The sequence below is a fragment of the Desulfoluna sp. HI9BLuna genome (assembly GCF_056829775.1).
The window spans coordinates 2,265,507-2,285,282 of record NZ_CP186555.1 but is presented as its reverse complement, the minus strand read 5'-3'; the positions used below and the strand labels follow the sequence as shown (position 1 = coordinate 2,285,282).

16 protein-coding genes are annotated in these 19,776 nt (G+C 60.7%); 8 read left to right on the top strand and 8 right to left on the bottom strand.

Translation table 11 applies throughout. The annotated features are described in order from the left end of the window. Nucleotides 1-89: 89 nt before the first annotated feature. Together ACOYW0_RS09150 and ACOYW0_RS09145 are read right to left on the bottom strand one after the other, a co-directional pair. Entirely contained in the window at nt 90-995 is a 906-nt protein-coding gene (locus tag ACOYW0_RS09150) for a branched-chain amino acid ABC transporter permease (RefSeq protein WP_180142405.1), read from the bottom strand. 181 nt (nt 996-1,176) lie between these two features. Further along, on the bottom strand, nt 1,177-2,292 hold the full coding sequence (locus ACOYW0_RS09145) for a branched-chain amino acid ABC transporter substrate-binding protein (protein ID WP_482418213.1): 1,116 nt from the start codon (nt 2,290-2,292) through the stop codon (nt 1,177-1,179). A 621-nt stretch (nt 2,293-2,913) separates the two neighbouring features. Between ACOYW0_RS09145 and ACOYW0_RS09140 the strand changes: the two genes are divergently transcribed. Next, the gene (locus ACOYW0_RS09140) at nt 2,914-3,177 is read left to right on the top strand and encodes a 4Fe-4S dicluster domain-containing protein (RefSeq protein WP_482418212.1); all 264 of its coding nucleotides are present in this window, start codon (nt 2,914-2,916) and stop codon (nt 3,175-3,177) included. Between the two features lie 10 nt (nt 3,178-3,187). Here ACOYW0_RS09140 and ACOYW0_RS09135 read toward each other — a convergent pair whose 3' ends face one another. The 4 genes from ACOYW0_RS09135 to ACOYW0_RS09120 form a co-directional block, all read right to left on the bottom strand. After that, entirely contained in the window at nt 3,188-3,805 is a 618-nt protein-coding gene (locus ACOYW0_RS09135; protein WP_482418211.1) for a trimeric intracellular cation channel family protein, read from the bottom strand. A 32-nt stretch (nt 3,806-3,837) separates the two neighbouring features. Beyond that, nucleotides 3,838-4,248: an alternative ribosome rescue aminoacyl-tRNA hydrolase ArfB gene (gene arfB, locus ACOYW0_RS09130; RefSeq protein ID WP_482418826.1), complete on the bottom strand. Its 411-nt coding sequence runs from the start codon at nt 4,246-4,248 to the stop codon at nt 3,838-3,840. 201 nt (nt 4,249-4,449) lie between these two features. After that, nucleotides 4,450-5,655 carry a tRNA 2-selenouridine(34) synthase MnmH gene (mnmH, locus tag ACOYW0_RS09125; RefSeq protein ID WP_482418210.1) on the bottom strand — a complete coding sequence of 402 codons (1,206 nt, stop codon included), beginning with the start codon at nt 5,653-5,655 and terminating at the stop codon, nt 4,450-4,452. A gap of 165 nt (nt 5,656-5,820) precedes the next feature. Continuing rightward, nucleotides 5,821-6,474 (bottom strand): class II aldolase/adducin family protein, encoded by a 654-nt coding sequence (locus ACOYW0_RS09120; protein WP_482418209.1) that lies wholly within the window; start codon nt 6,472-6,474, stop codon nt 5,821-5,823. 720 nt (nt 6,475-7,194) lie between these two features. Between ACOYW0_RS09120 and ACOYW0_RS09115 the strand changes: the two genes are divergently transcribed. Further along, nucleotides 7,195-9,132 (top strand): aldehyde ferredoxin oxidoreductase family protein, encoded by a 1,938-nt coding sequence (locus ACOYW0_RS09115; protein ID WP_482418208.1) that lies wholly within the window; start codon nt 7,195-7,197, stop codon nt 9,130-9,132. Between the two features lie 157 nt (nt 9,133-9,289). Here ACOYW0_RS09115 and ACOYW0_RS09110 read toward each other — a convergent pair whose 3' ends face one another. Further along, nucleotides 9,290-9,457, bottom strand: a complete 168-nt coding sequence (locus tag ACOYW0_RS09110; RefSeq protein ID WP_180142424.1) for a FeoB-associated Cys-rich membrane protein — start codon at nt 9,455-9,457, stop codon at nt 9,290-9,292. A 534-nt stretch (nt 9,458-9,991) separates the two neighbouring features. Between ACOYW0_RS09110 and ACOYW0_RS09105 the strand changes: the two genes are divergently transcribed. The 4 genes from ACOYW0_RS09105 (at nt 9,992) to ACOYW0_RS09090 (ending at nt 14,886) form a co-directional block, all read left to right on the top strand. Continuing rightward, nucleotides 9,992-10,234 (top strand): FeoA family protein, encoded by a 243-nt coding sequence (locus ACOYW0_RS09105; RefSeq protein WP_180142426.1) that lies wholly within the window; start codon nt 9,992-9,994, stop codon nt 10,232-10,234. 96 nt (nt 10,235-10,330) lie between these two features. Beyond that, on the top strand, nt 10,331-12,493 hold the full coding sequence (feoB, locus tag ACOYW0_RS09100; RefSeq protein WP_482418207.1) for a ferrous iron transport protein B: 2,163 nt from the start codon (nt 10,331-10,333) through the stop codon (nt 12,491-12,493). 465 nt (nt 12,494-12,958) lie between these two features. Then, complete coding sequence (locus tag ACOYW0_RS09095; protein WP_482418206.1) at nt 12,959-13,732, top strand: TatD family hydrolase; 774 nt, start codon at nt 12,959-12,961, stop codon at nt 13,730-13,732. 410 nt (nt 13,733-14,142) lie between these two features. Next, the gene (locus ACOYW0_RS09090; RefSeq protein ID WP_482418205.1) at nt 14,143-14,886 is read left to right on the top strand and encodes a tRNA threonylcarbamoyladenosine dehydratase; all 744 of its coding nucleotides are present in this window, start codon (nt 14,143-14,145) and stop codon (nt 14,884-14,886) included. Between the two features lie 300 nt (nt 14,887-15,186). On the opposite strand, the gene ACOYW0_RS09085 is transcribed toward ACOYW0_RS09090, so the two are convergent. Beyond that, nucleotides 15,187-15,774, bottom strand: a complete 588-nt coding sequence (locus ACOYW0_RS09085) for an alpha/beta fold hydrolase (protein WP_482418204.1) — start codon at nt 15,772-15,774, stop codon at nt 15,187-15,189. Between the two features lie 451 nt (nt 15,775-16,225). On the opposite strand from ACOYW0_RS09085, the gene ACOYW0_RS09080 reads away from it, so the two are divergent. After that, the gene (locus tag ACOYW0_RS09080; RefSeq protein WP_482418203.1) at nt 16,226-16,819 is read left to right on the top strand and encodes an IMPACT family protein; all 594 of its coding nucleotides are present in this window, start codon (nt 16,226-16,228) and stop codon (nt 16,817-16,819) included. Next, a complete protein-coding gene (locus tag ACOYW0_RS09075) occupies nt 16,820-19,684 on the top strand; it encodes a DEAD/DEAH box helicase (RefSeq protein ID WP_482418202.1) in 2,865 nt (954 codons plus the stop codon). Nucleotides 19,685-19,776 lie beyond the last annotated feature (92 nt).

Here is a 19,776-nt window from a genome sequence, read left to right as displayed (position 1 = left end):
GGTCATGGCCTCGCTGTAAAAAATTCGGTCCAGGGTTGATAAAGGCGTGGTGGCGGGCCGTGGACGGCCCACGTGCGGGACAGGTCCCGTCACACTTTTTCCGCAACCCGTTCGCCCAGGAGGCCGGTGGGACGAACGATGAGGATGAGGATCAACACGACAAAGGCGATGGCGTCCTTCCAGGCAATGGAGATATACGCCGCGCCCAGGGCTTCGATGACCCCTAAGAGCAGGCCGCCGAGCATGGCCCCGGGGATGTTGCCGATACCGCCCAGGATGGCCGCGGTAAAGGCCTTGAGGCCGTAAATCCAGCCCATGGTGAAGTTGATCTGCCCGTAGTAGAGGCCCACCATGAGACCGGCCGCGCCCCCTAAGGCCGGGCCGATGAGAAAGACGATCATGATGACGGCGTTGACGTTGATGCCCATGAGCTTGGCCGCGCCCTGGTCGATGGCAACGGCACGGATGGCTGTGCCCGTTTTGGTCTTCTGGATGAAGAAGTAGAGGGCGGCCATCATCACCACGGAGGTGAGCAGGATCAGGATGCGCAGCAACGGCACGTTGAGGCCGAAGATGGGGATCACCACCTTGGGCAGGATGTCGTGGGGGTAGACCTGGTAGCGGGCGCCGTAGATGAGCATGACGGCGTTCTGGAAGAAGATGGAGGCGCCCAGGGCCGAGACCACGGCCGAGAGCCGGTGGGATTCGCGCAAGGGGCGGTAGGCGATGCGTTCCAGGATGATGCCCACCACGGCCACGAGGCCCATGACCATGATGGCCAGGGCAAGGACCACGCCGAAGGGGCCCAGCCGGTCGGTGAGGCCCAGGGCGGAAAGCAGGGTGAGCCCCAGGTACGCCCCGATGGTGAAGAGATCGCCGTGGGCAAAGTTGATCAGTTTCAAGACGCCGTAGACCATGGTGTAGCCCAGGGCGATGAGGGCGTAAATGCCCCCCACGGCCAGGCCGTTGGTCAGCTGTTGAAAAAACAGTTCCATCTTACTTCTCCGGTGGTACGTCACGCGGCAGAGGCATCGGGAACCCGATGCCTCTGATGCGTGTTGGGATTTCTATCAACCCGGCGATTGCATGCACCCTTTGATTTAAGGTTGTCGCCGGGGTGATAAGCATGCGAGGCGCCTCGCCGTCTTCTGTCTGTCCGGGCGAGGCTGTCGCCCCTTACGGCTGCAGCACGAAGCTCCCCTGGCCGTCAACCTTGTAGAGACGGTAGAGATCGCCTACGCGGTCCCCTTTTTCGTTGAAGGAGAGTTTGCCGGTGAGGCCGGGCATGTCCTTGAGGTCGTTGTGGAGGTACTTGGCCAGGACCTTGGTGTCGGTGGAGCCGGTGGCCTTGATGGCGGCTGCGATGGCGTTGAACCCGTCACCGGAAAGAACCGCCCAGACCGAGCCGGGGACCCCGTTGTACTTCTTGGTGTAGGCGGCAAGGAAGGCCTTGGCTTCGGCGGAGTCCAGGTCCTGGGGAACAGGGGGGCTCAGGAAGAAGAAGCCTTCGGCGGCTTTTTTGCCGGCAATCTTGACCAGGTCGGGGTTGTTGGTGGCGTCGCCGCCGATGAAGGGCACATCCCAGCCCATCTCCATCTTCTGGCGAAGGAGAAGGCCCGCTTCGGGGTAGTAACCGGTGAAGAGGACGGCGTCGGGGGCCGAGGCCTTCATCTTGGTGAGGATGGCGCTGTAATCACGCTCTCCGGCGGTGAGGGCTTCGTAAAAGACGATTTCCGCAGGCTCTTGTTTCAGCAGCGCCTTGGCTTCGTCGGCCAGACCCTTGGCGTAGGTGGTGTTGTCGTGGAGGATGGCTACTTTTTTGAAGCCCATGGTCATGAGGGTCTTCACCGCCACCTTGCCCTGCTCGTCGTCCCTGGGGCAGGAGCGGAAGAAGTAGTCCAGTCCCTTTTCCGAAAGGCGGATGGCCGTGGAGCCGTTGGCGATCTGGATGATCTCCTCTTCGTCGTAAATGTTCTGGGAGGCTTCGGTGATGGAGGAACCGTAGGTGCCGATGACGGCGATGATGTCGCGGGTGGCCAGGCGCTGGGCGGCCAGGGCGGCCGTACGGGGATCGCCGGCATCGTCTTCGGTGATGATCTCCACCTGCTTGCCGAGGAGCCCGCCCTTGGCGTTGACCTCATCGGCCAGGAGCTCGACGATTTGTTTCATGTCCTGGCCTTCGCTGGCCCAGGAACCGGTGAGGGGACACATGAGGCCGATCTTGATGGTGGCGGCCGCGGCAATGGATGCCGTCAGGGAAAAACACAAGGCAAGAAACAGAACTCTTTTCATAAACACATCTCCTCATTGTTGGTCTCGGTGTGACGGGATCCGGTCCCACCCGGATCCGGACGGACAGGCGACGAGGGTCATGCAAACCGGTGTCGGCCGGGGGCCGGCCGGCTGTTTGCCCTGTCCGGTCATGCCTACTGGTCTCTTTGCGTCAAGTTGTCTCATATTACTATTGTGCGTTAGTAACGAGATATGACGAGGCCCGTGCATAAGCCGATGAACCCATGGGCACATTGCCACAACGCTTTATGGAAACGGTACGTGGATAGCTGGATACAGCGTTGGGGTTGGGTTGTCCTTACGAACGGTCATTTAACTTCTATTTTCATAAAACATCAAGTTTTTTCTATGGATTGCCTTGTATTGACTTGCTTAAATGTTCCTTGAATTAAGGCCTTCTTTGTCGGCTTTTCGATGATATGGGGCTAATATTATATTTGATTCTTCTGAAGATTTAGAAATTGTGAAGGCGGGTTGCTCGCAGGGTGGGGATGGTAATGATGGGATGGGTGGGGGAACTCGCAAAGGGTGGCCTAAGAGTTCCCTTTCCGGGTATACTGAAATCGGGCCCGGAATCACAGCCGGGTGACGGTGCCGTTCACAGGTCAAGGAGGTGCTTTCATGAAAGAGCTTCGTCCTGTCGGAAATATGGCAACCCTTGAGCTCCATACCGATCTTTGCGCGGGATGCGATTTTTGTGTCGTGGTCTGCCCCCAGGGCGACCTTGCCAGGGAGGGGCCTGAAACGCGCGCCGCCCGTCAAGACAACTGCCTGGCCTGCGGGGGCTGCGCAAAGAATTGCCCGGTGGCCTCAGCTTCCGCCAAGCCCGGCGTGGGCTGTGCCGCCTATATCCTCTCCGGCTGGGGCAAGGTGGGGACGCCTTGACATCCTGTGGCTACGCATTTCCCTTGTACAAAAGAAAGCGCGGATAATAGAGATCCCAGTGGATGGAGGCGCACCGCAGGCCAAAGGCCAGGGCCAGGCCGTAGTAGCGGTTGAACGCGTGGTCCGGTGCCAGGTGAAGAAGTAGGCAGAAGAGGGAGGCGCCGAGGAGGGCCGGGGTGGCGTAGAACTCCCGGCCCAAAAGCAGGGGCATCTTGCCGGTGAGGATGTCTCGGATCATGCCCCCGGCGATGCCGGTGGTCAGGCCCATGAGCACGGCCACCGGGTAGGAGAAGCCCAGGGAGAGGGCCTTTTCCGCGGCGGTGATGGTAAACAGGCACATGCCGAAGGAGTCGGCATAGAGAAACAGGGTGTAGGTGTTGCTGACAAAGCGGATAAAGAAAAAGGCGATGAGGGCGGCTGCCACGGAGACCCAGAGGTAGGTCTCGTCCCCGATCCAGAAGATGGGGTTGGCGTCCATGAGGATGTCCCGGATGGTGCCGCCGCCAAGGGCCGTCACCACCCCAAGGAGGATGATGCTGAACAGGTCCATGTCCTTTTTGCCCGCCGCCACCACCCCGGTGACGGAAAATGCGGCAATGCCCACCATGCCGATAAGATAGATGATCATGTGTCGTAGCCTCAGCTGCGCGTTGGGGTCGTCTATTCGTGGGAAACTTTTCCCCGTGATTTTTTCAGGTCGCCGCGACGGGTCTTGGCCTTGAGGCGTCTCTCCCTGGCATTTTTCGATGGCCGGGTGGGGCGCCTTTTTTTGGGCGCCGCGGTCACCCCCCGGATCAGGTTGATGAGGCGCTCCAGGGCTGCCTGGCGGTTCATCTCCCGGCTGCGGTGCTCCCGGGACTTGATGATCACCATGCCCTCGTCGGTGATGCGGTGGTCGGACAGGGCCAGGAGCCGCTCCTTGTAGACCTCGGGTAGGGAGGATGCCCGGATGTCGAACCTCAGGTGAATGGCCGTGGCCGAGGTGTTGACGTGCTGGCCCCCGGGCCCCGACGCCTTGACGGCGGAGATCTCCACCTCGTCGTCACCAAGGGAGAGTCGCTGTGTGATCATGATTGGCAAAACATGGACTCCTTGTAACAGCATTCGGTTGTTAAAAGTTGCCTCCGGCGGCCAGGTGGGGGCACCTGGAAACCCTGTGGCGAATGCTTGACGGCTGACATCAAGCAATCGTTTTTTACAGGAAAGACCTGTTTGTTAAACTTTTCAAAGGCTTGGCCCCCGGCAGGGCCGCCGGAGGCATAATTCCCCTGTTTATTCTTTTGCGCTGTGGTACCACGCGGCAATGGCTGCCGCCGCTTCGGCCGGGTCGACGTTGGGCACGGTGAACAGGGGCGGGGCGTCCACGGCCTTGTAAACCTTGTCGTAGTAGTCCACCATCACCTCATTGAGAAACCCGCGATAGTCCCCGGCGTCGATGGCCGCGCACCATCTCTCCACCGTCTCTTTGCCCACCCGGCGCGTGAGGAACCGCACCGCGTCTTTGACCATCTCCTCCACCTCTTTTCCCCCTTTGCCGAAGTACTCTTTCTCCAGCCGGGCCAGTCGGGTCTCAAGGGGGCAGGTGAGGCCGATGTGGGTCTCTTTTTCAAGGGCCTTGCAGACGGAGGGGGGCAGGTTGAACCGGCCGATTTTGGAGCTCTCCATCTCGGTGAGAAAGGGAGGCAGGCTGCCGTCGGGGTTTCGGTGCTGCAGGATGTTGACGTAGAGGTTGGTCTCGAAGTCTCGCTGGCTCTTGGCCAGGGACTCCCCCATGAGGTTGAAGCGGATCTCCCCGAAGACCGAGGCGGCGTGGCCTGCCGCAGCTTCCAGGTGGAGGACGGGCAGGTCCGGGTGGTGTGTCTGGATGTACTCCAGCAGCTCGGATTTCCCGCAGCCGGTCTGGCCGGAGAAGGGGTAGAGGGTCAGCGTGGTTTCGTACAGCATGGTGTGCACCTCTTTGCGGAAGGCCTTTTGCCCGCCGTTGAGGCGCACGGCGTCGATGCCGTTCTGGTTGAGCATGCTGGTGGTGTAACGGCTTCGGCCCCCGCCCCGCCAGCAGTAGAGGATCACGGGCCCGCCCTGGGCCAGCTCCCGGACCTTTTTGAGATAGGCCTCTTCCTTTTGCCGGGCCAGGTGCCAGGCGTAGGAGAGGGCCAGGTCTTTGTCGTGGCGCTTGTAGATGAGACCCACGTTGTGCCGCTCTTCGTTGGTGAGGATGGGGATGTTCACGGCAAAGGGGAGGCGCTCCCGTTCAAACTCGGCCTCGGACCTCACGTCGATGAGGGTGTAGGGCCCTTTTTTCCCGTGGGCCAGGTCCGTGAGAATTTCCGTGAAGTTCTCCTGGGGCATCACCCGCTCGATGGCGGCGATGTCCTTGAAGTGAACGTGGGGGAGCTCTAAGGGAAGCACCTGCTTCAGCAGGGCCGCCAGCTCCTCCTTCTGGTCGTGATCGTGGTTGTCTGTGTCGCTATGGGTCATGGGGGGTGTATCCCTTATTCTTCGGTTCTATGGGTGACGGATGTCACCGCAAAACGAATCAAAGGGTGCGTTGCGATGGCTTCCTGTATCTCATTGTTGTGCCCGCTTCTTATCAGAAAGGGGCCGGGGGATGCCACCGGAAAAAACAGCACCCCCGGGCCGGGGTCACAGGGTTTGCCGGATTTCGTCCCAGAAGGCCAGTGCATGCTCCGGCAGTGTGGTGACGGGACGACCCGTGGCCAGGGCGCTGTGGTAAACCCTGGCGATTTTTTCCAGGAACTCGGCGTTCCTCAGGGCCTGCTTGAGGGAGCCCCCTAAGTTCAGGGCGCCGTGGTTCTGCATGATAAAGCAGGCACAGCCGTTGGTGACGGCATCTCCCACTTGGGCGGCCAGGGCGTCGGTGCCGCTGATGGCGTACGGGATCACCGCCACCTGGTTGCCGATGTGCATGGTGATCTCGTCAAAAAGGGGGGGGATGGGGGTGTTGAGCACCGAAAAGATGCTGGCGTGGAACTGGTGGGTGTGGGCCACGGCCCCCACGTCCGGCCGCGCCTTGTAAATAGCGGCGTGCATCCCCGCCTCGATGGAGGGCTTCAGGTCCCCTTCCAGCCGGTTGAGGTCGAAGTCCAGCAGGCAGATGTCCTCTGGGGAGAGTTCGTTGTAAGGCACGGACGACGGGGTGACGGCAAAAAGGTTTTCACCGGGCACCCGCGCTGAAACGTTGCCCCCGGAGCTGAGGTGGGAGCCGAAGTAGTTGTTTTCCGAAAGCCAGAGGGCCGAATCCAGGACCTCCTGCTTGATGTCGATGGTTGCGTCCATATGTATAGAGAATCCTTCCTGGCACCACCCGGGCGATACCGGGAGGCCTTCGTTTTTCAATGTCTTCTATGGTTAAAGTGAGTGGAAAAAGCATGCCTCCGGCGGCGAGGGTGGCGAAGCCACAATAGCAAAAACACCTCGAAAGCTGATACCCTTTGCGCTCCGCTCCTCAGGGTTAACGCATTTAGATTTTTGCCTCCGGCGGCTCTGCTGGGGGCAAAGCGTTTAATCCGCCTTCGCCCACGTCCAAGGGGTACGGCGCGACAAGCGAGAGGGAAAGCGCATTCGCCCCCTGTCTTCGAGGTGTCACACCTCGCCGCAGGAGTTATTCCGGTTAAAGGCAAGCGGCCCCTAATGCCCTTTATCGGGTTTGCAGAAAGATAAAATGGGCCTCTCCTGCAAAAGCGGTTGCCATATGTCACAGGCCACGCGAATGCCTCGAAAACATCTGCATGATGTGGCCCTCCATGCATTCGCCTTAGGGTTTCCAGGTGCCCCCACCTGGCCGCCGGAGGCCTGGTTGTTCAACCCGCTTTATCCATGGAACGCAATCTGAGTAATGCCCAAACATTTTAGTATAGGCCCCCGGCATGGCACCGTAAAGAAGATTGTGGTGCGGGCTTGTGTCTGCCTGCGGGATACGATAAGAATGGGGAATTTCTTCGTAAATATCGATTGGATTGCAACAGGGCGGTGACCCATCGCCCGGGGAGTGTCGTTATGTTCGGATGGTGCGGAACCGTGCTTCGTGTGGACCTGACCCACGGGACCCTGGAAAAAAAAGAGCTGGACCGTGAGGTGGCCAAGGCCTTCCTCGGGGGCCGGGGCCTCAACGCTAAAACCCTGTTTGACGAGGTGGGGCCCGGAGTGGACCCCCTGGGGCCGGAGAACCTTCTCTGTTTTGCCACCGGGACCCTGACGGCAACCACCATGGGCCTCTCCAGCCGTCTCCATGTCAGCACCCTGTCCCCTTACAGCGGGATCATGGGGGACGGAAACGTCGGGGGAACCATGGGCAACGTGATGAAGCGCGCAGGCTACGATCAGCTCGTGGTGAAAGGTGCCTCGGATAAGCCCGTCTACCTTCTCATCGAAGACGGGGAGGTCTCCCTCCATGACGCCGGGGACCTCTGGGGCCTGGACACCTGGGCCACCACCGACATCCTCGTGGAGCGTCACGGCAAGGGCGTGAGCGTGGCCTGCATCGGCCAGGCCGGAGAGAACCTTGTGCGCCTAGCCTCCACCATGGTGGACAAGTACGCCTCGGCCTCCCGGGGCAGCGGGGCGGTGTGGGGATCCAAAAACCTGAAAGCCATTGTATTGAGGGGAACGGGACGTCCCGAACTCTTTGACCGGCCCGGGTTCCTCGCCCTGTCCAAGGAGGACAAGCAGTTCATGGCCAAGGATCGGGTGCAGCAGGAGGTGGCGGCGGTCTACGGCTCCCACTACGGCATCACCCACTGGTATCCCGGGTACCGCAACTTTGAAAAGGAGCTTTCTCCCGAGGAGGTTCCGGCCCAGATTCGCCACGACGCGTGGAAAGAGTACGAAATCGATCGCGTGGGTTGCCAGAGTTGCCACATCAAGTGCAAGAACCTCTACAAGATTCCCAGGGGAGAGCGCAAAGGCGAGGTGGGGGAAGGCCTGGAGTACGAGGCGGTCTACTGCCTGGGGACCAACTGCGGGGTGGACGACCCGGTGGCCATCATGGAGATGGAGAACCTCTGCGATGCTTACGGGGTGGATGTCATTGCCATCGGCAACACCATCGCCCTGGCCAAGGACCTCTACAACCGGGGCATCATCGACGATGAGGTGACGGGCGGCCTTGACCTCTCCTGGGAGAACGCCGAAGACCAGGTGGAGCTGGTCCACAAGACCGTCATGCGCGAAGGATTCGGCAATCTCATTGCCGAGGGCATGTACTCCCTGGCCAAGATCGTGGGCAACGGGGCCATGGAGTATTGCTATCACACCAAGGGCCTGGGGCGCGGGGTCTACCCTGCGGGCCTTTTCTCCCTGGCCCACGCCATCGCCACACGGGGGGCCGACCACCTGCGCGGCCGAAGCTGGTCCTGCGGGGAAAACTCCGATGAGGACGTGCTCAAGGACCTTATGGACAAAGGCATCATCACCGATGATCCGGTCCACTCCATGATCCATGGGGAGCGGGTGACCACCCTGGCCGACACCATCGGCCGATGCAAAGGCGCGGTGAACACCTGGACCTGTGCATTGCCCCTTATCTGGAAAGGGTCCCTCTTCGACGGCCTGGCCGACATGCTCACCAAGGCCACGGGCGTTACCTACACCGGCGCCATGGTGGAAGAGGTCTCCGACCGCATCGGGGCCGTGGAGCGCGCCTTCAACGCACGCCAGGGTATCACCATCACCCACGACATGCTGCCCCAGCGCCCGGACTTCAAGCACTCCCCGGAAGGGGCCGAAGAGCGGGAAGAGCACATGGCCCTGGTGCGGTCCTGGTACCGGGAAAACGGTTACGACCCGGACACCGGGCTGCCCACGGCCGAGACCTATGGCCGTTTGGGCATCCGGGATGTGGGAGACACCCTGGCCCGAGACGAGGCCTACACATCGTGGGACGGCCCCCTGCTGATGGAAGCAGACGCCTACCCCCGGGGCGGAAAGCGGTTCTAACCGGGTTCCCACATGCGACGTTCCTTCGTTACACCGGAGCATAGACGCAGAGAGTGACGCCTGGTCTTAAAATAAAAAAGGCCCGTAAGCGGTTCCCGGAAGGGACCGTCTGCGGGCCTTTTCATGTTTAATAAAGGAAATAAACGGGAACGCTGTGTTACAGCAGCCGCTTGTCGTCGGGGATGTCGCAGGTGTTGCTGGTACCGCATTGGGAGCAGTCGCAGCTGCACCCTTTCTTTTTACCGGTGAACGTGTGGTAGAGGGACCGCGCGGTAAAGAAAAAAGCGGCGGCCACCACCAGAATGACGATAGCTGTGTCAAGCATGAAATCGGCCTCTCTATTAAAGGGGTTGCGGCCCATGGTGTTGATGGGCACGGGGGCGGTGTAAGCCGCTTGGCACCCCCTACGGGTGCATGAGAAAGATAGGGAGTGTCTGAGGATGTGTCAATGTAAAAAGTTTGGCTATCCGAAAAATATTTTAGCAAAAAAGAAGGTCTTTGGGTCAAAGTGTTTTACTGATTTTCCGGTTAACTATTTGAAATGATATGTTTGACTGGCCTGGCGTGGTGTGTGAGGGACCTCGTTGACCGATTGAAATCGTTGAAAAAAAGAGTTGCATGGGGTGAGGTGGTGTGCTATCAACCCCATAAAAACTTTGGCTTGCCAAAAAAGAGGCTTCCCGAAGGAACCGTGAGGTCATCGTTCCCCGAAAGCACCTCCCCGCAGATGAGATGCGGCAGGCACGCGGACCGGGGGCGCCTGTCCCGATACGGAGACAGGCAGCGACGGCGTGGGGCATGAAGCCCCGTTTTATCTTTTCTTAACGGCAGTGTGACACTGGCATGAAGTGAGGCAACAATGGCAGAAATGATGAGTTTGCGTAAGATGAAGGTGGATCAGAAAGGCGTGATCCGCATGGTGACCGGCGAAGGAGAACTGGGCCGGAGGATCCGTGACATGGGCATCGTTCCCAACACCGAATTCACGGTGGTGGGCAAGGCCCCCCTCAAAGACCCCGTGGCCATCCGGCTCAGGGATTTTACCCTGACCCTCCGGAACAGCGAAGCGGATTTTATTTTTGTGGACGCCCTTGAAGCGTAGCACCGGCAGCCCTGCACAAGGCGCTCCGTCTGATGTAATCAAGGGGCGGCCTGGGCGCATGACATGGACATCTTACAGCAGGTAAGCAGAATTATCATGGACAAGCATTTGACGCTGGCACTGGCCGGCAACCCGAACTCCGGGAAGACCACCATGTACAACTCCCTCACCGGCGCGCGCCAGAGGGTTGGCAACTATCCGGGCATCACCGTGGAACACCGCGAAGGAGATGCCCGCCATAACGGTCACGAACTCACCATCGTGGACCTTCCCGGCACCTATTCCCTCACCGCCTACACGCCCGAGGAGCTCGTGGCCCGGGACTACATTGTGGAGCGTCGTCCCCACGCCGTGGTGAACATCCTTGACGCCACCAGCCTGGAACGGAACCTTTACTTAAGCCTTCAGTTTATGGAACTCGGGGTCCCTGTGGTCCTGGCCCTCAACATGATGGACTCGGTGCGAAAGCAGGGCAAAGAGATCGACACGGCCCTTCTTTCACAGCGCCTCGGCCTTCCCGTAGTGGAGACCGTGGCCCGTACCGGCGACGGCAAAGACCAGCTCATGGAAGAGGCCATCCGCTTTGCCGAAGAGAAGCAGGGCCAGTGGGCTCCCCTTGCCATCTCCTACGGACCGGACCTCGACCCTGTCATCGACGAGATGGTGGCCGTGGTGGAAAAGAACGCCTTTTTAGCCAAGCGCGCACCGGCCCGCTGGGTAGCCATCAAGTATCTGGAGAACGACGAGCAGGTGATCAAGATGGGGGAGAGAAAAGACCCCGAGACCGCCGCTGTCCTTACGAAGATGTCCGAATCCGTGGCCCGGCACTGCCGCTCCACCTTAAAGATCAGCCCTGAATCCCTCATTGCCGACTACCGGTACGGCTACATCGCCGCCCTGATGAAAGAGGGCGTGGTCCGTGCGGTACGTCCCCAGGCGCGCCTCCAGTTTTCCGACCAGCTGGACAAGGTCCTGACCCAGCAGTTCATGGGGCCGGCCATCATGGTGGCCATTCTCTACGCCATTTTTTATGCCACCTTCACCCTGGGCGAGATCCCCATGGGCTGGGTGGAGACCTTTTTCGCCTGGCTCTCGGATGCGGCCACGGCTGTTCTGCCCGAGGGTTTGCTTCAGTCCCTTGTGGTGGACGGCATCATCGGCGGCGTGGGGGGCGTCCTTGGCTTTGTGCCCCTGATCATGGTGATGTTCATGATGATCGCCTTCCTTGAAGACTCCGGCTACATGGCCCGCATGGCCTATATGATGGACCGCGTCATGCGTGCCTTCGGCCTGCATGGGTCCTCGGTCATGCCCTTTATTGTCTCCGGCGGTATCGCAGGCGGCTGCGCCGTGCCCGGCGTCATGGCCACCCGGACCCTGAGAAGCCCCAAAGAGAAGCTCGCCACCGTGCTCACAGCTCCCTTTATGAGCTGCGGCGCCAAGGTACCCGTCATCATTCTTGTGGCAGCCGCCTTTTTCGAGAACTCCGCTTCGGTGATGTTCTGGACGGTCCTCGGCGGATGGGCCGCGGCCCTGGTGGTGGCCAAGATCCTGCGATCCACGGTGATCAAGGGCGAGTCCACTCCCTTTGTCATGGAGCTGCCTCCCTACCGCATGCCCACCCTGAAAGGGCTTCTCATCCACACCTGGGAGCGTGCCTGGTCCTACATCAAGAAGGCCGGTACCGTGATCCTGGGGATCTCCATCCTCATCTGGGCCATGATGACCTTCCCCGGACTGCCTGAAAGCGAGACAGCTCAGTACGCGTCTCAGCGCACGGTGGCAGAATCCACCCTGAGCGCCGACGCCCTTGAGGCTCGCCTCGCCGAGATCGACAACAGCGAGTCCCAGCACGCCCTCAAGCACTCCGTGGCAGGCAAGATCGGCACCGGCATGGAGTCCCTCACCCAGCTTGCAGGGTTTGACTGGCGAACCAACATCGCCCTGCTGGGAGGCTTTGCCGCCAAAGAGGTCATCGTCTCCACCCTGGGTACTGCCTACTCCCTGGGCGAGGTGGACGCCGAAGAGGCCGAAGGGCTCTCCACGCGACTGGCCGCCGACCCCACCTGGAGCGTGGCAACCGCGGTGGCCCTCCTGGTCTTTGTGATGCTCTACGCACCCTGCTTTGTCACGGTGGTGGTCATCGCACGGGAGACCTCCTGGAAATGGGCCACCTTCAGCGTGGTCTTCAACACAGGCTTTGCCTTTGTACTCTCGGTGATGGCCTACCAGGTCACCCGGGCCATCATGGGCGGCTAAGGCTGCAAAAAAAATAAAAGCACAAAAAACAGCCTCCGGCGGCAAGGTGTGCCACCTTGAAAGCAAATTACCGCCGGGCTTTGTCCCTCGTTCCTCGGGTCAAATCCCAGCGGTATTCTGGCGAACCATTGTGTGATTATTTATTTACGACAGCCCGAGCTGGCGAGCGTTCCAGCTTACGCTGGGTGGCCGCACCCGAGAACCGTGGCCTGTGATACCTGAATTTCCTTGATTGATTGAGATGCCGTTGCGATGTGCCCATGGGGTGAATCGCAGCGGCATTTTTTTTGGGGGCGTAACGCCCTTCCTCCTCATTAGTTTTTACGGGCGAAGCCCGTCAGCACATGTGACGAACCCGAGGAACGAGGGGGCGGAGCATGTGCGAACCTGGGGTGCAGGGGATTTATCCCCTGCCCGCCGGAGGCATCGCTTGAAAAGGTGCCCATCCGACTGTAAAATGCCCCCATGAATATGAAACTCTTTGATACCCATGCCCATCTTCAGGATCCCCGTGTGGCAGGGGATATGGACGCCATGATGGCCCGGGCCCGCTCCGTTGGGGTTGCCCGCGTCCTCTCCTGCGGTACCCGGGAAGAGGACTGGGGGGCGCTGGCAGGGCTTGCCGGGCGTCATCCCGAGATCCTTTCTGCGTACGGGGTGCATCCCTGGTTCATCGAGACCCTTTCCCCGGACTGGGTCAATGCTTTAGGGCAGCGCATGACAGACGATGCAGCAGCCGTGGGAGAGATCGGCCTCGATTTTGCCGTGGACGGCCTGGACCGGGGCAAGCAGGAGGCGGTGTTTCTCTCCCAGCTCAGGCTGGCCAAAGCCCTGAAGCGGCCTGTCTCCATGCATTGCCGCAAGGCCTGGGGCCGCCTGGTGGAGCTATTAAAGCAGGAGGGGGGCCTGCCCCATGGCGGCGCCATCCATGCCTTCTCCGGCTCCGTGGAGATGGTTCGCGAGTGCCTGCGCCTCGGTGCCTTTCTCTCTTTTTCCGGCTCCATCACCCGCCCGGCAAACCACAAAGCCAAAAAAGCAGCGGCTGCCGTGCCGGACCATCGGCTTTTGATTGAAACCGACAGCCCGGATATGCTCCCGGCCGAGGTCCCCGGGCCTTTGAATGAGCCCGCCCATGTGATACACGTCGTGAACACACTGGCCGCCGTACGCGAAACCACCCCTGACGAGATCGCTCAAACCACCTGGGAGAATGGGGTGCGGTTGTTTGGAGACGGCTGAAAGCGTATCGTCTATGGTGAAAACCATTTGCAAAAGCATGCCTCCGGCGGCGAGGTGGAGCCACCTCGGAAGCATATTGCCCTTGCGCTTTGCCCCTCGTTCCTCGGGCCAAAGCGCAAGGGCCTTCGGCTCGGGCTTCGCCCGACATAATCGCTGGTGGTTTATGCCGGCTGCTTTACAAGCATCGAAGTCACAGGATACGCAGCCATAGTTTGCTTGTTATCAGGTTTAACCGCATTGCTTTCGGTGTAGAGTCTTGACGGATCGAAAGCTTGCAGCGAGACACCATCCAAGAAAGAGTTGCGCAAAGGGTTGAGACCGAGAAGCGAGGTCTCAACCCTTTGCGTCAGCGGAACGTTTTTTGCGGAGCTTTTTTTTAAAAAAGCGACCCGCCGGAGGCATCTACAGACATGACGACACCAACGCGCCATGCGCGAACAGAGCAGCTTCTCGGGCGAGATGGGCTGGACAGATTGCAGGAAGCCCACGTAACCATCTGCGGGCTGGGGGCGGTGGGCTCCTTTGCGGCCGAGGCCCTGGCCCGGGCCGGGGTGGGGAAGCTGACCCTCGTGGACTACGACGTGGTGAGCGAGAGCAACATCAACCGCCAGCTCTACGCCCTCTCCTCCACGGTGGGCATGAAAAAATCGGCCGTGGCCGAGGCGCGCATCAAGGACATCAACCCGGAGTGCGAGGTGACGGTCTTTGACTGCTTCATCAACGAAGAGACCACGGACACCATCCTGGAGCGCCCCATGGACGTGGTGGTGGATGCCATCGACAGCCTCTCCTCCAAGGTGTTTCTCATCATCAACGCCAAAGAGCGCAACATCCCCATCGTGGCCAGCATGGGGGCCGCAGGAAAGCTCGATGCAAACCTCATCACCTCCGGCGACATCTCCGAGACCCGCATCTGCCCCCTGGCCAAGAGCGTGCGCCGACGCCTCCACAAAAAAGGAGTGTTTGAAGGCGTGCGCTGCGTCTACTCCACCGAACCCGCCCGCAAGAACCCGTCCACCACGGGCGAAGAACCCACCGACGACGGCCAGCGCATCGCCCCGGTCCTCGGCAGCATCTCCTATCTGACCGCCATTTTTGGCCTCAAAGCCGCCGGAGAAGCCATCGGGGTGATTCTGGATGGACAAGGTGCATAACTTCGGGGCTCATGTGCCTGGTTCAGTTTGCCTCCGGCGGCCAGGGAATGAATTCCCTGGACCCCAGCTCGCACATGCTCCGTCCCTTCGTTCCTCAGGGGCGTCACATGTGCTGACGGGCTACGCCCGTGAATGACGTTGTGAGCCCGGGGGCCACACAACAAGTTATTTAGCAGGCCTCCGGCGGGTCGATTTCTTATACGAAAAAGCCCTCAGCCGATCTGTGAAGATCAGCTGAGGGCTTTTGTTATACGGTCGCATGGGTAACATGACAGATCCATGCGGCAGTGGGCTACATGCCTACAATTTTTCCAGGAACCTCACCAGGTGGCGATGGAAGGTCTCGGTCTGGTTGAGGTAGGTGGGGTGGCCGCCTTCGGGGAGGATCACCACTTCGCTGTCGGCCAGGACGCTGTCCAGGATGTGGGCGTTTTCCACGGGGACGATGGGGTCGTTGTCACCCCAGATGATGAGGAAGGGCAGGGAAGTGCCCTTGAGGGCGCCGGCGTTTTCGGGGATGCCCAGGGGCGCGGGAGCCACGACACCGGAGAAATCCGAGGGGTGCTCGGAGATGACGGGCAGGGCGTACTCGCCGCTGAAAGAGGGGGCCACGATGATGGGGGCGGTGACGCCCAGGGCTTCGATAATCAGGGGGAGGACCTGCTCTTTTGCGATGTCAGCGGCAGGGGACTGGCCGTAGCCGGGTAGGTCCACGGCGATGGCGTCAAAGCCTTTGTCTGCGAGCAGATCAAGGGTACCCAGCTCTTCCCAGTTGAGGGATGAAAAGCGCATCCCGTGGAGGAAGATCACGCTTTGTTTGTTTCCTTCGCCGCTCCTGCGAAGAAAGATATCGGTTTCCTGGATACGAATGGTCTGATGGTTGGGCATGGGTCACATCTCCTCATGGTTCTGATGTTTAAATAAGCCGGTGTGCCTGTGAGGCGGCTGCATGGATGATGTCGCTATTCTGATATATCAGATATCAGAACGGTGTGGAAGCAGACTTTTTTTCAAGGGGGGCTGGCCGAAGGGGCCTCACCTTTCCCCACTTCATGGGGTGGTCGCGCGGAACCCTTTTGTATGATGGCATATGTGGTGTCTGTCATCTCGTGTGTTCTCATCAAAGCATCATCACAATGTTCAGAAAACCACGAAATCGGCGAAAAACCAAGGACAAAAAGCGGGGCGGTTGCATCCTTTTAGTGGGGGGGATATAGATGGCTAAGAGCTGACGCTAAGGCGAAAGGCAAAAGGGCGAAGGGCTAAAGGAGGGAGGTTCCGGTGGCTTTAGATTTTGTCGTTTCATTTTTTAACCCCACGATGTGACACAGGCGGTGGTATGGATGGGTACAGGGTTCCGGTGGGAAGGCACCGGGTGGAAGAGAAGATCGGGGGGAGCCTGTTTATCGCAACGGCCGAGAGGGTCTCGTCCGCGGAGGAGGCAAAGGGGTTTGTGGATGCCATGAAGCGGGAGTTTCGGGACGCCACCCACAACTGCCACGCCTTTGTGGCTGGCCCTCCGGGCTCCTCGGCCTCGGGCATGGGAGACGACGGCGAGCCCCGGGGCACAGCCGGGCCGCCCATGCATCAGGTGTTGCTCCATTGCGGTATCGGTGAGATTGCCGTGGTGGTGACCCGGTATTACGGAGGCACCAAGCTGGGCACGGGCGGGCTGGTGCGGGCATACGGCGGCATGGTAAAACAGTGCCTGGAGGAGATCCCCACCACTTTTTTCGCCACCTCCGAGCCGGTGGCCCTGACCGTGGCCTACGCAGACCTTTCGGCGGTGAAACGCGAGGTGGAGGCCCACGGCGGCGAGGTCCTCAGCGAGTCGTTCACGGCGGTGGTGGGGCTGTCGGTGAGGCTTCCCGAGGATGCGAAGGCTGTTTTTTTAGAGCGTGTGTCACGCATGGCAACCATGACGGAGGGATAGATGGCGGTGGATGATTACATCCGGGGCATGACCGGGCACGAGGTGTTCTCGCACCATATTGCGGCCCACAAGGTCATCCCGGGGCGCGAGGCCTCCCTCGGGGAGCTGGACCCGCCGTTGCCCGGCCCCCTTGAGGCAGCGGTCAACGGGATGGGCGTGGAGCGCCTGTACAGCCACCAGGTGGCGGCCATTGAAGCCATCAGGCGGGGGGAGCACACGGTGGTGGCCACGCCCACGGCCAGCGGCAAGAGCCTCATTTACAACCTTCCGGTGATGGAGGCCGTGCTGGAGAATCCCGACACCCACGCCCTCTATCTTTTTCCGCTTAAAGCCCTGGCCCAGGACCAGCTCAAGGGCCTTGAGCGCCTCACCTCGGCGGTGTTTGCCGCAGACCCTGTGACGGCGGCCATTTATGACGGGGACACCCCGCCCCATGCCCGCAAGAAGATCCGCACCCGCCCGCCCCATGTCCTCATGACCAACCCGGAGATGCTCCATCTCTCCATCCTTCCCTACCATGCCTCCTGGGCCACCTTCCTTCGTGGCCTGCGCTTTGTGGTGGTGGACGAGGTCCATACCTTAAAAGGGGTGATGGGCTCCCACATGGCCTGGGTGTTCCGGCGCCTCAAGCGGATCTGCCGATATTACGGCTCGGACCCCTGTTTTGTTTTCTCTTCGGCCACCATCGGCAACCCGGCGGAGCACGCCTCAAGCCTTGCTGATGTGGAGGTGTCGGCCATCACCCAAAGCGGGTCCCCTGCCTCCACCAAGCATTTTATCCTTCTCAACACCCCGGAAGGGGCCTCCCAGGCGGCCATCAAGCTGATTCATTCGGCCATGCACCGGGAGCTCCGCACCATTGTCTACTGCCAGTCCCGGAAGATGACCGAGCTCATTGCCATGTGGGCGGCCTCCAAAAAGGCGGATTTCGGGGAGAAGATCACGGCCTACCGCTCCGGCTTTCTGCCGGAGGAGCGCCGGGAGATCGAGCGGAAGATGGCCGAAGGGGAACTCCTGACGGTGGTCTCCACCAGCGCCCTGGAGCTGGGCATCGACATCGGCGGCCTGGACCTGTGTATCCTTGTGGGCTATCCCGGGAGCATCATGGCCACCTGGCAGCGGGCCGGGCGCGTGGGGCGAAGCGGCCGTGATTCCCTGGTGGTGCTCATCGCCCAGGAGGACGCCCTGGACCAGTACATGATGACCCACCCGGACCTCTTTTTTTCCATGGACCCGGAAAGGGCGGTGGTGAACCCGGCCAACGAGGTGCTCATGGCCAAACACCTGGACTGTGCGGCCGCCGAGCTTCCCTTGAGGCGCGGCGAACCCTTGTGTCGCCAGGAGGCCGTTGCCGACAAACTCTCCCGCATGGAGGCCTTCGGGTCCCTTTTGGCCAGCGCGGACGGGGACCTTCTCTTTTCCCACCGGAAGTTTCCCCAGCGGTCCGTGGCGCTTCGGGGCACGGGGGATACCTTCGACATCGTCGATGCGGAGAGCCGTGAGCTCATAGGCAGCGTGGACGGGCACCGGGCCGTTCGGGAGACCTACCCCGGGGCGGTGTACATCCACCGGGGGGACTCCTACGTGGTAACGGAGCTGGACCTTGATAAGCGAACGGCCGTGGCCCAGAAGCAGCGTGTCCACTATTTCACCCGCATCCGCAGCCACAAGGCCACGGAGATCCTTGAGGTGAGCAACCGCAAGCCCCTGGGCAATGCCTGGGTGGGGGTGGGCAAGCTCAAGGTCACCGAGACCATCACCGGGTATGAAAAACGGCTGGTGAAGGGCCAGCGGCTCCTCACCGTGATTCCCCTGGATCTGCCCCCCCAGGTGTTCGAGACCGAGGGGCTCTGGCTGGAGGTGCCCGAGGCCGTGCGGGTGGACATGGAGAAAGAGCAGCGTCATTTCATGGGGGGCATCCATGCTGTTGAGCATGCCGCCATCGGGATCCTGCCCCTGTTTGCCATGGCGGACAGAAACGACATCGGGGGGATCTCCATTCCCCACCACCCCCAGCTTGGAAAGGGCGCGGTCTTTATCTACGACGGCTTTCCCGGTGGCATCGGCATCTGTGCCGGGGTGTTCGGCCAGGCCGAGGCCCTCTTTGACAGGACCCTGTCGGTGATCCGGGACTGCCCCTGCGAGACCGGGTGCCCGGCGTGCGTCCACTCTCCCAAGTGCGGCTCCGGGAACCGGCCCATCGACAAGGAGGCCTCCCGGGTGCTCCTTGAAAAGCTTCAAACACCCCTTGCCCCGGCCCTTCTCTCCGGGGAGCCTGTCCCCCGGTTCCCCGCACCCAAACCCGAGGACGCAAGGGGCAAACCCCCGATCCCGAAGCGCTACGCCGTGCTGGACGTGGAGACAAGGCGGTCCGCCGAAGAGGTGGGCGGCTGGGGCCGCGCCCGGTTCATGGGGGTGAGCGTGGCCGTGCTTTACGATTCCAAGACCGATGCCTACACCGCCTGGACCGAGGATCAAATCCCGGAGATGGCCCGGCTTTTAAAAGAGATGGACCTGGTGGTGGGCTTCAACATCCGGCGGTTCGACTACGATGTGCTTTCGGGTGTGTGCGGGGCCGACTTTCATCGGCTCCCCACCCTGGACATGCTCGACGAGGTGCACAAGCGGCTCGGGTATCGCCTCTCCCTGGACCATCTCTCCAGCCACACCCTGGGGGCCGAAAAGAGCGCCGACGGCCTGGCCGCCCTGGCCTGGTGGAAGGAGGGGCGCCTGGACCTCATCGAATCCTACTGCCAGAAAGACGTGGCCCTGACCCGCGATCTGTACCTTTACGGTCGCGATATGGGGTACCTCCTCTTCCAGAACAAAGCCCGGACCCTGGTGCGCCTTCCTGTGGTCTGGTAAGTCAACTCTCGGACATTGCAAACAAATTGACGTTGCCTCGCGGCTGCGTGTATACTGGTTCAACACGCATCATTGTTGTTGATCGAACAACG